The 12,782-nt window shown below is 58.1% G+C and carries 12 protein-coding genes and 2 tRNA genes; 6 read left to right on the forward strand and 8 right to left on the reverse strand.

The features are described from left to right. Positions 1-163: 163 nt before the first annotated feature. Positions 164-238 (reverse strand) — tRNA-Gln (locus MJ639_RS11455). A 156-nt stretch (positions 239-394) separates the two neighbouring features. Here MJ639_RS11455 and MJ639_RS11460 point away from each other — a divergent pair. Further along, positions 395-471: transfer RNA gene (locus MJ639_RS11460), tRNA-Pro, on the forward strand. Between the two features lie 161 nt (positions 472-632). After that, a complete protein-coding gene (locus tag MJ639_RS11465) occupies positions 633-1,091 on the forward strand; it encodes a translation initiation factor 2 (protein WP_243372136.1) in 459 nt (152 codons plus the stop codon). Between the two features lie 79 nt (positions 1,092-1,170). Here the strand turns inward: MJ639_RS11465 and MJ639_RS11470 are convergent, their stop codons facing one another. Next, the gene (locus MJ639_RS11470) at positions 1,171-1,494 is read right to left on the reverse strand and encodes a hypothetical protein (RefSeq protein WP_243372138.1); all 324 of its coding nucleotides are present in this window, start codon (positions 1,492-1,494) and stop codon (positions 1,171-1,173) included. 576 nt (positions 1,495-2,070) lie between these two features. Between MJ639_RS11470 and MJ639_RS11475 the strand changes: the two genes are divergently transcribed. Beyond that, positions 2,071-2,466: a DoxX family protein gene (locus MJ639_RS11475; protein WP_243372140.1), complete on the forward strand. Its 396-nt coding sequence runs from the start codon at positions 2,071-2,073 to the stop codon at positions 2,464-2,466. A gap of 59 nt (positions 2,467-2,525) precedes the next feature. Here the strand turns inward: MJ639_RS11475 and MJ639_RS11480 are convergent, their stop codons facing one another. Then, entirely contained in the window at positions 2,526-3,215 is a 690-nt protein-coding gene (locus tag MJ639_RS11480; protein WP_243372142.1) for a DUF1707 domain-containing protein, read from the reverse strand. Positions 3,216-3,404: 189 nt separating this feature from the next. On the opposite strand from MJ639_RS11480, the gene MJ639_RS11485 reads away from it, so the two are divergent. After that, positions 3,405-3,695, forward strand: a complete 291-nt coding sequence (locus MJ639_RS11485) for a hypothetical protein (protein WP_243372144.1) — start codon at positions 3,405-3,407, stop codon at positions 3,693-3,695. 73 nt (positions 3,696-3,768) lie between these two features. Here MJ639_RS11485 and MJ639_RS11490 read toward each other — a convergent pair whose 3' ends face one another. Further along, positions 3,769-4,368, reverse strand: a complete 600-nt coding sequence (locus tag MJ639_RS11490) for a biotin transporter BioY (RefSeq protein WP_243372146.1) — start codon at positions 4,366-4,368, stop codon at positions 3,769-3,771. A gap of 132 nt (positions 4,369-4,500) precedes the next feature. Between MJ639_RS11490 and MJ639_RS11495 the strand changes: the two genes are divergently transcribed. Together MJ639_RS11495 and MJ639_RS11500 are read left to right on the forward strand one after the other, a co-directional pair. Next, a complete protein-coding gene (locus tag MJ639_RS11495) occupies positions 4,501-5,412 on the forward strand; it encodes an MBL fold metallo-hydrolase (protein ID WP_243372148.1) in 912 nt (303 codons plus the stop codon). A gap of 462 nt (positions 5,413-5,874) precedes the next feature. Beyond that, a complete protein-coding gene (locus MJ639_RS11500) occupies positions 5,875-6,903 on the forward strand; it encodes a hypothetical protein (protein WP_243372150.1) in 1,029 nt (342 codons plus the stop codon). 352 nt (positions 6,904-7,255) lie between these two features. On the opposite strand, the gene MJ639_RS11505 is transcribed toward MJ639_RS11500, so the two are convergent. The 4 genes from MJ639_RS11505 to MJ639_RS11520 all read right to left on the reverse strand — a co-directional run bounded on the left by MJ639_RS11505 (position 7,256) and on the right by MJ639_RS11520 (position 12,659). Then, positions 7,256-9,154, reverse strand: a complete 1,899-nt coding sequence (locus MJ639_RS11505; protein ID WP_243372159.1) for a glycosyltransferase family protein — start codon at positions 9,152-9,154, stop codon at positions 7,256-7,258. 450 nt (positions 9,155-9,604) lie between these two features. Continuing rightward, the gene (locus tag MJ639_RS11510) at positions 9,605-10,384 is read right to left on the reverse strand and encodes a DUF1499 domain-containing protein (RefSeq protein WP_243372161.1); all 780 of its coding nucleotides are present in this window, start codon (positions 10,382-10,384) and stop codon (positions 9,605-9,607) included. After that, entirely contained in the window at positions 10,384-11,478 is a 1,095-nt protein-coding gene (locus tag MJ639_RS11515; RefSeq protein ID WP_243372163.1) for a M48 family metallopeptidase, read from the reverse strand. The genes MJ639_RS11510 and MJ639_RS11515 overlap by 1 nt, the downstream gene beginning before the upstream one ends. Before the next feature lie 8 nt (positions 11,479-11,486). Continuing rightward, positions 11,487-12,659, reverse strand: a complete 1,173-nt coding sequence (locus MJ639_RS11520) for a DUF898 family protein (RefSeq protein ID WP_243372172.1) — start codon at positions 12,657-12,659, stop codon at positions 11,487-11,489. Positions 12,660-12,782: the final 123 nt, after the last annotated feature.

A 12,782-nucleotide genomic window follows, 5' to 3' on the forward strand; every position in this document is an offset into this window, starting at 1 on the left:
TTTCCGGGTCTAGGCGGCGAACGGGATCCTTCGTGGTACTCCGGCTGGGCCGGCTCTCTTACGGAACATCAGCGAAGAGATGCATGCCTATGAGGCCAGGCAAAAGCGGCGCGAAGAGTATCTCTCTTCTCGGCGTGCGGACTTTTCTGATTGTTTGGGAGGATGGCTGGGGCGCCAGGATTCGAACCTGGGAATGGCGGTACCAAAAACCGCTGCCTTACCACTTGGCGACGCCCCAACGATGGGCGTGTACATAATCGGCCAAGCCCGCCCTGGCAACCCGGTTTTGGAAGAGTCGTTTTTGAAAAGATATTGGCTGGGAGAGGCAAATCTCCCCTTGCGGCCCTCGGGCACCGCCGCTATAAGACCGGCCTTCCCGATGAAATATCGGTGTCGGAGTGTAGCGCAGTCTGGTAGCGCACCTCGTTCGGGACGAGGGGGTCGTAGGTTCGAATCCTATCACTCCGACCAATTTCCCGCCTGTCGAAATCTTAATCCTTCTCAAAAGCCTCCCGAGAACGCTTGCGTTACGGCACCTCTTTGCGCGGGGAAAATCAACTTCTAGATGCGTTACGGTGTTGCGTCAGCCAGGGGGCTGTGATTGGTTCCGCCCACCATTTTCTGGGGGAATCATGAGAATTCTGATCATTGCTGCCGCGTCTCTCTCGCTGGCAGCCTGTGCCACCGTCACCCGCGGAACCACCGAGCAGGTCACGGTCACGTCCGAGCCGTCGGGAGCATCCGCCGTCACGTCCATTGGCCACACCTGCCCGGCCACGCCCTGCACCTTTGAGATCAGCCGCAAGGCCGAGTTCATCACCACCTTCAGGATGGCCGGTTACGAAGACCAGCAGATTCCGGTCCAGACCCGCGTGGCGGGCGCTGGCGCGGCCGGATTTGCCGGTAACGTGATCATCGGCGGCGTGGTCGGCATGGCGGCCGATGCTGCAACCGGTGCGACGCTGGAGCACTTTCCCAACCCGGTTCATGCTATCATGACGCCGCTGCCGCGCTCCAAGAAGACGCCCCGTCCGCGCAAGGCGAACGAGACGCCCGTCAGCACGCTCAAGCTGCAGAACAACGCGTCTTAAGCGGCCCTTCACACTAAAGGCCCGGCGTTCAGCTTTGCGAGCTGCGCCGGGCCTTTTGTCTCTCAAGCGCTTAACGACGTCAGTGTGTCGAGAAGCGGTTGTTCTCGTCATAGGTTTCGTAGTGCAGCGTCTGGGCTGGAATAGCCTCGAGCTGACGCGCGCCTCGCGGCCAGTCCTGCGGTGCGGGCTCGACCTGCGGCATGTAACGCGGGCGGAAGCGCAGATCGACGAGCGAGCGCAGCTCCGGCGCTGCAAGATCGAGCACATTCGCATCGCGCCAGCGGCGGTGCAGCCTGGGGCGGCCTGTCATACGACCCCAGAAGCCCTGCACTTCCTCTTCGACCTGCAAGATCATGCGGCCTGTAAGGGTCTTGCGAAGATTAAAGCGTCCCGTCAGAGCCATCCAACTCTCCCAATTCAATCGTGCTCTGCAAAGATTGCGTCCTGAAGCTCCGGCGATGGGGCGAGGCACGATAAACCTGCGCCTTAACGCCATCGGAACTTACACCTACAGGCCAATGCAGGGGGAGCTATCGGGTTCCGGCCAGTTTTCCGGAACCAAACCTCACGTTGTTGGGAGGTGACGATCCGCACAAATCCGCTTGAGCTTCGAATTTGATAGTGAAGATTGCCCAGCGGTCAGTGCGAAAGAAAAGTCATTTTGAAAAAGCGTACGTCATTACTCAACAAAAGAGCACACGCCTTCATCAGGGCCGCGGACGGGGCGTAAGGTCAATCGTCACAAGCTGACCGGTACGAGGATCGAGGATGGTCATGGCAGCCTCCTGTGCTGTTGGCATGGGGGAAACGCCCAATCGTCGAGAAGGGTCAAAGTGTCGTTCGAACATGGTAAGCAATTCGTTACTGAAGCGTGTGCTGTCGCACCTGGAAATTGAGAGCGGACACCGCTAACCGGGAACACGCATCGGCCTAAGCGTCATCGCAGCGCCGTTCCTATATTCCTACGGAGATCAATCTCATGAATACCAACACGCTCACGACCGTCTGGTCGCCGCGCCTTCTCAGCATCCTGCGCATCGTTGCTGCACTCATCTTCATGGTGCACGGCACCCAGAAGATTCTCGGCTTCCCCGAAGGCTTCTCGCCGGCCATGTTCAGCCTGCCCTGGATCGCAGGCGTGCTCGAACTGTTCGGCGGAGCTCTTCTCGTGCTTGGTCTCTTTGTTCGCCCCGTTGCTTTCGTGCTGTCGGGCCTGATGGCGGTCGCCTATTGGATGGCTCATGCGCCGAAGAGCGTCTTCCCCGTCCTGAACGGCGGCGATGCCGCGATCCTCTACTGCTTCGTGTTCCTCTATCTCGTTGCAGCCGGCGGCGGCGTGTGGAGCCTCGACAACGCAATGCGCAAGAGTCACTGAGGCCTCTGCTCTCGTTGAATAAAAGCGCGAGGCTTTTGTAAGCCTCGCGCTTTTTCGTTTCAGGTCTTGTCGCTGCCTGAACCTGTCATGCGCCGAACACGCTCGTCCTCAAGCTCCACGTGAAGCGTGCCATCCTCATCATCCTCATCGAGAGGATTGGGGAACAGATCCGTCATCAGTCCCGTCGTGGTGGAAGCAGCGGCCCCGATCGGCGGCGCGCTGCTTTCGGAACGCCGCTCATGGCTGCCGGGCTCGATGCGCCCTTCATCGTCGAGAATATCGACCACGCGCTCCCGGTCAGCATCATCCACGCGCACGGTGACCAGCGTCCCGCCCTGCCGCACGCCATCCACATAGGCTTGCGCCTCATCTTCGCTGAGACCTGAATCGGCAAGGGCCCCCATCAATCCCCCAAGGGCCGCCCCTGCCCCCGCGCCGACGAGCGTCGACACCATCCATCCCGCAGCAACCAACGGACCCAGGCCAGGAACCGCGACCGTGCCGAGCCCTGCCAGCAGCCCCGCGCCGCCACCGGCGATAGTGCCGGCTGCAGCCCCCGCACCGGCGAATTCGTGCGAAGAGCCTTCCTCACCGAGGGAATGAGCGGCGTGATGGGAGGCAACCTTGTCGGCGTTGTTGGAGACCAGGCTGATCTCGAAATTCGGGAACTGCGCCGCTTCCAGCCGCTGCACGGCCTTGGCGGCTTCGTCATAGGTGTTGAAGAAAGCGGTGATTCTGCGCTCGGCCATGGGACGCCTCCGAAAGAGTGATGCACTTTGAGAGGCTAATGAGCGGTCCGAAGGACGGTTCCGGCGTTTCTTGCACCAAGGCCAAACCGCGTTGCGGCGCTGCGCGCCGATGCCGCCTTCCTGTCCGGCCGGAATATTGCTACACTCCGTTAAAAGAATGCCGCACACGGCGATTTGGGGGCTCCCACCATGCGACATATCCATCTCGACGAGGGACTGAGATTGCGTTTTCCCGGCCGCAGTGAAGATTTCGACCAGGGCGTCGAGATCGGCATGATCGCTGTTCTTATGGATCAGGAGAACCTCGAGTTCTCGCGCTGGATCTCCCGCGCCAATCTCGGACAGGTCGAAGCCATCGCCAAGCAGATGGGCTATCGCGTCATCGAAGAAGGCGGCGATGAGGAATGGGCGGACATCACCTTCCGCCACAACAGCATCAAGGCGAAGCCCAATCTCCGGCTCGTACACTCGGCCGGTTGAGCCGAGAAAGTAGTTTCCAAACGAAAGAAGCCGCCCTCGGGCGGCTTCTTTTTTGTCTGTATCTATTCGCGTCTTAACCGCGGCGGGTCACCGACCAGGCGGCCTGCATCAGGGCGACGGCCAGAGCCGTCTTCACCACGGTCGCAGCGATGAACGGATAGGCGCCGACTGTCCAAGCCTTGGCGAAAGGCATGACCAGCGAGAGCTGGGCAAGGCCGAAGGCGAAGATCACCGCATGGCCGATAGTCATCATCACGATGACGCGGGCGAGCGAACGGTCCCAGCCACGCTCGGCCATTAAGCCCATGACGATGGCGGCGGCGAGGAAGCCGAAGAGGAAGCCGCCCGTGGGGCCCATGAGATAGGCGGGGCCAGCCACCGGACCGGCGAAGACCGGCACGCCCATGGCGCCCTGCAGGAGGTAGAGGCCAACGGTCGCGCCGCCGAGGCGCCAGCCATAGGACGTGCCGATGATCAGCACGACCAGGGTCTGCAGCGTCATCGGGACGTAAGGCAGCGGCACCTGAACCTTGGCGGACAGGGTGAGAAGAGCCGTACCCACGGCCATCAGGACGATGGCGCGCAGGGCGGCGAAACGGGCGTCGTCACGGGACGGCCAGAGGAGGCCGACGAGGGTCGACGGAGAGGACAGCGAGGGAGCGCCAGTCGTCATGAAACAAATCTCCAGAACATTCCGCCATTCGCAGGCGGCGTTGTAAGCCTTATAGGTGCGTCTGGCCGGAGCCTCAAGCGGCCGAACGGCTAAGATGACGCCTCACGGCAGAGATTTACCCAGGGATCCCTTATGGCAGACGAGTTGACCTTCGATGTCCGGCCTCCGGCCCAATCGGGCGAGTGCCTCCAGGTGAGCCCCCTCGTCCGCCGAATCGTTGCCAACAACCCGGGACCCATCACCTTTACCGGCACCTGCGGCTACATCGTAGGAAGAGGCAAGGTGGCGATCATCGACCCCGGCCCAGACAATCCGGGGCATGTCGAGGCCCTGCTCGATGCAGTCCGGGGCGAGACGGTGACCCATATCCTCGTCACCCACACCCATCGGGACCACTCCCCCGCAGCCCGTACGATCAAGGCCGCCACGGGCGCCCTCATCGTCGGCTGCAGCCCACATAGGAGCGCCCGGCCCTTGTTCAGCGGCGAGGTCAACTCGCTGGAAGCCAGCTCGGATAAGGACTACGCCCCCGACCGCGAACTCTCAGAGGGTGAGGCGGTGCAAGGCCCCGGCTGGACTCTTGAGGCCCTGGCTACCCCCGGGCATATGGCCAACCACCTCGCCTTCGCCCTGCCTGAAGAAAAGGCCCTGTTCTCCGGCGATCACGTGATGGCCTGGGCTACCACTGTTGTCGCGCCGCCGGACGGCTCCATGAGCGAGTTCATGGCATCCCTCGACAAGCTGAAAGGCCGGGAGGAAGCGGTCTATTGGCCGGGTCATGGCGGTCCGGTGCAGGACCCGCAACGCTTCGTGCGCGCCCTTGCCCATCATCGCCGCCTGAGGGAAGCCTCGATCCTCAACCGGCTGCAGGCGGGTGACAGAACAATCCCCCAGATCGTCGCCGCGATCTATCAGGGGCTGAACCCGGCCCTGGTAAATGCCGCGGGCCTCTCGGTCTTCGCCCATCTGGAGGATCTGGTGGCCAAGGAGCAGGCGGCGACCGACGGCGCTCCCAGCCTCGACGGCGAATATCGTCCGGCTTAAAGCGTGAGTTTCCAATAAGGTGTTTCGGCAAGCGTCTCATGCGGCATTCGTCGGTCAAGACTATCGTGCGGGTAGCGCTGATCTTACCAGTCGAGCCACCGTGCAGATCGACGGCTCGCGCATCCAATGAACTAAATGAGTTTCTTAAGCTGGCATCCAGATGAAGGCCGTTGGATGCTGCGCATATGCGGCAGTGAGGTCGCCTCTGCTCCACAACCAATCAAGCAAGCCGTGGGCGGCAACGGGCAACATCCAGTAGCACCATGCCATCATGAGGGCATAAAAACGCGGGCGCAATGTACAGGCGATGACGATTTATAATCGTTGCATGTGTTGGGTCGACAGAGGCGACTGGCAGCGAAACTTGGCTTTTTGGATCGCACATTGAAGAAGTATTAATGTTGCCATCGCTCAGGCGGGTCAGTATCTATAAACGCCCCTAAATAGGTAAGGATATTGTCCGTGAGCAAACCAACTCTTTATGCCCTGTTGGGAAATCAGTCACGTATTGTCATTGCGAACGGCGACAGCATCAACGAATTACGTACGCTCAATACGCTCTCTTCTTTTTTTGATATCTATTACAATAATGATCCATTTGATCACCGCAAAGATAATCTGGGCTCAGATGAGTTAGGACCAACGCGGCAATACGACTATTATTACATCCGCAATAGCCCGCAGTTGTTCCATGCAATCAAGGGCCGCAAGATCAGCTTCGCCTATCCGTACAACAAAGAGGTATTTGAGGATTCATATGCACTGCTAGTGCTGACGGAGAACTGGAAAAACCACCTGCGTGGCTATGGCATTGATAGCTCCCGAAAACTAAAAGCCGTTTATGAGGGGGTAGCCCCACAGGTCAGCATTCCAATCCTGAATGTGGGGCAGGCGCTCGATCCCGCCTTGGCTGATGCCAAGGTGGAGGAATATGATGACTTTGAGATGAGGGCGGCAACTACCGGAGGAAAAGCGTTCGGCTATTACGGAAATCTCAACAAGAATCTTTACCCATATATGGCATTTTCAGCACTTGAGCGACTTTATAATGATCGTGGAGATTTAAACCCTATAATTGCCTTGGCAGGGCGCTTCCGTAAGGACTCCGAGATCCGCTACCGCAACAGTGTCTATCTGGGAACCATTCCTTATGAGAAGATGCCGGCCCTGCACTTTAATACGGTTGCGAACCTCTCCAACGAATCTCCCCTCAATGATTGCCTTGGCAATCAGAAGGTCATCGACTCGATCAGCCGTGGCGTTCCGATGATGTGTCAGCGACTTGACACATTTGTCTATCAGCTTGGAGACGATTATCCCTGCTTCTATGAAACGGAAGCAGAAGCCTATGATCTGGCCCGGCGTTTGATCAATGATGGAGATTTTTTCTCTTATGCCCGACAGGTCAGCTTGGAGAGATCAAAGTTCTTTCGACCTGAAGTGGTGAAGGAAAGGTTTCTGGCTCAAGACGAGCTTAGCCTTTTCCAATGAATGCCCTTTGAGGCCTTAGGCTGCTTTAAAACTCGTTATGCAGCCTTCCATAACGGTTTGATTGCAGTTCAAGCTCAGGAGATGGGCAGTCGAAAGCCGTGAGCGAATGACCCACAAGCTATTCGCGATTTCTGCGGAGCGGTGATGGCGCAACTAAGGACCGCAATCGTCACATCGCGATTGATATAAACGGACGATTTTTGACGTTCAATCTCGCACCGTCAGCCCCTCAGAGAACATCTGCAACCAGTTAATCAAGCTTTGTCTCGCACCGACCACCTTCAGGCCTCCCGCAAGGATGAACAGCCTTTTCGGATCTCGTTACCAATTTGCACTTCAGCTTGCTCCGCATTCAGGGATCAAGCCCTTGCCTCGCACACTCAGTGACAAACGTGGCAAGTTCTGCCCCAGCAATCTTGGGATCATAAATCGCTAGAGCGAGTTTGCGCGAATGGCGAGACATCTCATCAAAGCTATTCCTGCTTTTGAGAATGTAATCAGCGGCCTCCTGAGGAGTATCAAAGGCAGGCACCCCGGGGAATGCGCTTTCCGGCGCCCCGAAATCCTTGACCATCGGCCAGCGCCTGATGACGGGCACCGAACCTGTAACCATGCCATCCATGACACTCTCGTGGCTGCCTTCGCGATGGCTTGCCGATAGAACAAAGCCGATCCTTTTGTGCCAAGCCGCCGTATCTTTCGTGAACGGTTCGATCACGACATGACGGGATAGCCGCGAAACCTTGCGCTCTTCATCGCTTTCGGTCTCATCCCAGCCGTTCCCGATCAAATTCAAAGTCCATCGATCATCGGTAAGAACGAGTTTCTCAAGGATATCCAAAGCAAAGAGAGGATCCTTGTTGATGTTCGCATATTGCATCATCCCGAGCGTGAACGACACGTCGCCCTGCTTCTCAACCTTCAGGAGATGGTCACGGCTTCTAATGTTGCTGATCACGACCTGTGTCTGCTCGGAGACCGGCAAGTCGGAATAGACAGCATTGAATATTTGACGGATATGATCGGCAATGAAGACAGCCCCATCCACGCGCCTCATATTTGTAAAGTGCGTTACAGGGCTAAAGGCTTCATAGCTATGGCAGCGGATGACCAGGCTTTTCTCGGGCGAGAGATAACGGCTGAACCATATTGCAGGTGCGTTCCACCACTCCACGAATACGACATCACACCAATCAATGAGATCGCGTGCCCATGGGGCTGCCTGCGTGAAAGCTTCGTTCGCCTCTTCTACGGATACTTGATAAGCACCCAGGCCAAACATCATCTCGTTCAAAGATGGCTTTGAACTATCTTTTTTACGCTGCGCAACGATCGCGTCACGGCACTGGGAGAAGGAAAGATATCTGACTTCGAGGCCGTGCTGCTCGAAGTAGCCGACTGCAGGGCGTACGAAATGCCAATTGTCATTGGAGACCAGCAAAACGCGCAGTTTTCTGTCTTGAGCAAAGCCGGCCCTTGCAGCTCGCGGTTTCTGCGTTTCGCTCAGCAGCTGCAGCAATTCGCTGTCTAGATTGCCCAGAATACTTCTTCCTGAGGCGTTCTTTATCACGAATTCCTGGAAAACTTCCGGATTGAGAAGCGCAGCCGGTCTTGCATGAGACCTTCCCATTCCATGTGCCTTCACGACAGCTGCCCAGGCCAATCTTACTGCGAATTTTCTATGAGCTTTGTAGTCCTCTGGTGTCTTGGACAGCCTCTTCAAGCAGGCGGCCGCAGTATCGAAATCTTCGGCTGCCAGACTCTGCTCGAACAATCCGCGATCGATCAGCCCCCACAGGGAGGGAATATCCTTATGGCCTGAAGAACCAATCTCGGTCTTCGTTGCTACTTCGTATGCTCTCGTCCAGGATTCCAAAGCAACAAGCACATGCAGGTAACTCAGCAGAAAAGCCGTTTTCCTGTTGTTTCGCTTGTATGCTCGCTCGAAGATAGGCAGAAGCTCGGCTTCTATCCTGCTCGTGATTTCATTCCTGCGATCAGATTTCTTGGCGATGACTGTGGACAGTATTCTTCGCGCCATCTTACCGAGATCCGGTAAGTCGCTGGCCCTGCGAGCGTGCTTGACGAGGATCTTGAGAGCCTCGTTATAGCGTTCTTCTTCGCGGAGCTGGTTCGCCTTTTTAGCGGCACTGGTCCAAGATTTAAGAAGGATATCCCTTGGCCTGATATTGCTAAGAAGACGCCTTTTTCCTGCGCTGGCGAGACGTTTCAACAAAGGCACGAAGTTCACGAGCAGAGCCAAATTTTCTATGGTTTCGAGGCCTGCTGGTTATCAAATAACCAATTGCTCTGCTAGACCCCTTCAGGAAAGGCTCGCTCCGCAGAGCGGCTCAAAGCCAGCAATCCCCTTGTCATGGCGAACCGTGTCCTAGGGGCCTATTGCCACCCTTCCAGAAAAAGGCGCTCGACTAAACTAAAATACCTAGTCTCGCACCTTCGGTGATCTCTTAGGACATCCCTCATCTAAGGTCTTGAGGAATATACCTTTATCTCCGACCCCTCCGCCTTAAGCAGTTCAAAAAACAGGGTCTTAGGGGCCGATTCAAGATTTCCTACAACCCGACCTGTCATGCGACTGGCCCTGTGGTTGCGCTTTCCGGCCGCAGCGGCAATTCAGACCAGGGTATCGGGAACGACTCTCATAGAACCCGAATTTCCCGGATTCCCGATTTAAGCCAGATCACTTCACCGCCAAGGCCAGATTGGACGCCTCTTCGAGGAATTTGCGGACGCGCGCCGCATTTGCGCCGAGGTCATGATGGCCGACCCGCGAGGCGGAGCGGATATCGATGCGCGTGCCATCGACCCGGGGGCGAACGCGCACGGTGATGTCGTCGGGCATCTTCAGGAGGAAACTGCGATCCACCGCCTCCAGGCGCCCTACCCCGCTGCGCCCGCCTGGCGGTGCGGCCTCGACGATCTGCCATCCGAGATTCTCCGCGGCCTTGCGGACCAGAGGAAAAGCATCCTCAGGCGCGATGTCGAGGGTCAGCGGCGCGATCTGCACATAAGCCTCGCGTTGCAACTCGCGCGCCTCCGGCGAAACGTCGGGCGGGACGCGGCCGCCGCGAGCATCGAGCGCCGCGCGCGAGCGGGAGAAGGCCGGCGGGTCCTCGGTATCGGTGCTGACATCGTTAATCGCCGGCAGGGTTACGGCCTTCAGCCCCATAAAGGCCGGATAGCCAAGAACCAGTACTGCCAGCACAAGACCCTTGATCGCGCTTGCGAACCCTCGCCTTCCCTCCTGCCAGATGCGGATGAAGGCCACGAGAGACAACCCCACCGCAATGAGCGCCATCGCAAGGCCGAAGCCCATGGCCACGAAGCCGGATTGATAATCGATGCGCCCGAAGCGGATCAGCAGCGCGGAAAGAACCGTGACGACGAGCGCGAACCAGGCCAGGGTGGGCGACCACTTCGCCGGCCGGGAATAGGGTTCTTCAATGATGAGGCGACGCATCAGGAGCTTTTACAAATCTCTTTGAGGGCGCGCCACTGCCCTTCCGTAAGAAGAGGCTCGCCCGGCTGGGAGGGGACCTGTTTTTCCAAAGCTTTCAGGCGGTGATCGGTAACCGGATGGGTGGACAGAAAAGCGGGAAAGGCGCTTTCGTTCCCCTCATCCTTCTTCTTGTCGTCATCATGCTCCGCTTCGATGCGTTTGAGCAACAGCGCCATGGGATGGGCAGGCCGGCCCAAGGTCACCATGGTCTGGCCCGCGAAACTGTCAGCCGCAGTCTCGGCCTCGCGGGAATAGGCGCTGTCGACGAGATAGCGGCTCGCCAGCACGATGGCGCCGCCGCCGGTCACGTCACCGAAAAGCAGGCCGAAAAGATAGGAGGTGCCGGTGGACTGGATCAGCTTTCGAAGCCCGTCCCGATTGACCACGTGACCGACCTCGTGAGCGAGCACGCCGGCGAGCTCGTCGACGGATTCAGCCTCGTCGAGGAGCGCCTTGAAGATGTAGATCCGCCCGCCGGGAAGAGCGATGGCGTTCGGCACCTTGGATTCCAGCACCGCCACATCGAGGGAGGATTCGACGTTCTTCGCCTTGCGCAGTTTCTCCGTGAGAACGCGAAGCGCCGCGACACCCTCCGGGGCTTCGCAGACCTTGCCGCTGAAGATCACACGGATCTGATTGTCGACGGCCTTGCCGATCCGCTGTTCGTAAGAAAGGGGAATGAGAGGCGTGAGTTTTTCAGACAGCAGAGGGATCAGGAAAAGCACGCAGAGAATGATCGAAATCGATGCCGCGGCGGACCAGAAGACGATCCGACCCGTGCGCTCTTTCTGCTCGCTGTCTTCGAGACGATGGCAATGCAGCCGAATGGCAGCCTGATCGGCAGGATCCGTCACGTCGAGCCGTGCCAGATCCGGTCCGCCCTCGCGCGTTACGCGCAAGATGCCGTCAGGCGCATCCTTCTGCCGGATATCACCGACAGGCCAGGAGGCGATCCACTCGCCTCCCTCATGAATATCGAGACTGGATGCGGTGACTTTGAGAGTAACCTCCCGGCGTCGGGCACTCACTCCGTCATAGAACACCGCATCCAGCATGTTTCACCTTAAATGCCGACGTTGAAGTCCAACGCGTCGGCAAGCCCCTCGCCCACCGTGCCGGCCGGCCTGCCTGTGGCAGCAGCAGTGCTGACCGAATGCAGGTTCGACACGGTTGTCGTCGTAATGATGGCAGCCCATAGCCCACGACCGTAGAAGTAGCGCTGAATAACGCCCATGCTCAGGAACAAGGCCAGATAGACCAGGGCGCCGAACACGATCAGGCTGATCGCGGTCCAGGTGATTTCACCAAGCTGCAGAGCAATGAAAGCTTCCTGAGCGATGGAGCTCAAGAACAAGGCAGCAAGGCCGATAATCACAGCAAAGACGATCAGGATGCCGATCGACGAGAACATCATCTTGAAGAAAAGACCGTAGAAGGCGCCTGCGCGAAGACGGCTAACAGCCGTCGCCTCGCCAAAGCGCAAGCCATCGATCTGCCAGCGGGTGAAGATCGCCATGGCGAGCGGCGACAGTGCGAGAGGCACCAAGATCAGCAGAGTCGGAACGAACTGCGCCGCCATTTCCTCCTTGCTTCCAGCGGCGTGGAGCAGCGCCGCGCTGAGGAAGAAGGAGCCGATGAACATGCCGATGCCGAGCGCCCAAACCCACCATGCACGCTTGAAGAGCGATCCGCCGGTTCCCGTGAAATCGCCCTGGATGCTGCCAAAATAGGTATGGCGCATCCGGTAGCGCTCGAGAGAGGCCATTGCCCAAGGAAGAGCAAGGCCGAGAGTGAATAGCGTGACTAAGTCCCACAGCACGGCGCGGAAGGCATAAGCCCAGCCAGAGCCCTTCATCCAGAACCGGACGCCGCGGAACACTGTGCGGGTCGCACGGTATTTACGGGCGCGATAGCTGCCGAAATGGAGCAGCACATACATGAGCAGGATGAGCGGAATGCTCGCGAACGCAGCCAATCCATCGAGAGTGAGGGTGGCGACGAAGTAGGCGATGTAGAGCGGCACCAGGATCGCGAGTGCGATCAGGAAGCCGATAAGCAGCTCCTTCGCCGTGCCGGTGTATTCGAAGGACTCGCCCTCGATCCGGGTATTGGCCCAGAGGTGGCGGCGCAGCTTCGTGATGAGCCAGAAGCGATAGAAGCCGAAAGTCGGGATCTGATAGAGGCTGCCCGAAATCAGCATCTTCAGAAATTCGCCCGGACGTCCAGAGAAGGACATGGGAGAACCCTGAGGCGGGGTGAGCGGAACGTTGGAAGAAACAGAAGCGGTCATAGTCCTAACCTTCAAGGAAGATCGGAAAGCCTTAGCATGATCATGATACTTTAGAATATTACATGTCCG

The sequence above is a fragment of the Microvirga solisilvae genome (assembly GCF_022808595.1).
Taxonomy (GTDB): Bacteria; Pseudomonadota; Alphaproteobacteria; order Rhizobiales; family Beijerinckiaceae; genus Microvirga; species Microvirga solisilvae.

What these genes read in the sequence shown, in the direction of transcription:
- MJ639_RS11465 (WP_243372136.1), top strand. Translation starts at nt 633, where the DNA reads ATGAGAATTCTGATCATTGCTGCCGCGTCTCTCTCGCTGGCAGCCTGT.
- MJ639_RS11470 (WP_243372138.1), bottom strand. Translation starts at nt 1,494, where the DNA reads ATGGCTCTGACGGGACGCTTTAATCTTCGCAAGACCCTTACAGGCCGC.
- MJ639_RS11475 (WP_243372140.1), top strand. Translation starts at nt 2,071, where the DNA reads ATGAATACCAACACGCTCACGACCGTCTGGTCGCCGCGCCTTCTCAGC.
- MJ639_RS11480 (WP_243372142.1), bottom strand. Translation starts at nt 3,215, where the DNA reads ATGGCCGAGCGCAGAATCACCGCTTTCTTCAACACCTATGACGAAGCC.
- MJ639_RS11485 (WP_243372144.1), top strand. Translation starts at nt 3,405, where the DNA reads ATGCGACATATCCATCTCGACGAGGGACTGAGATTGCGTTTTCCCGGC.
- MJ639_RS11490 (WP_243372146.1), bottom strand. Translation starts at nt 4,368, where the DNA reads ATGACGACTGGCGCTCCCTCGCTGTCCTCTCCGTCGACCCTCGTCGGC.
- MJ639_RS11495 (WP_243372148.1), top strand. Translation starts at nt 4,501, where the DNA reads ATGGCAGACGAGTTGACCTTCGATGTCCGGCCTCCGGCCCAATCGGGC.
- MJ639_RS11510 (WP_243372161.1), bottom strand. Translation starts at nt 10,384, where the DNA reads ATGCGTCGCCTCATCATTGAAGAACCCTATTCCCGGCCGGCGAAGTGG.
- MJ639_RS11515 (WP_243372163.1), bottom strand. Translation starts at nt 11,478, where the DNA reads ATGCTGGATGCGGTGTTCTATGACGGAGTGAGTGCCCGACGCCGGGAG.
- MJ639_RS11520 (WP_243372172.1), bottom strand. Translation starts at nt 12,659, where the DNA reads ATGTCCTTCTCTGGACGTCCGGGCGAATTTCTGAAGATGCTGATTTCG.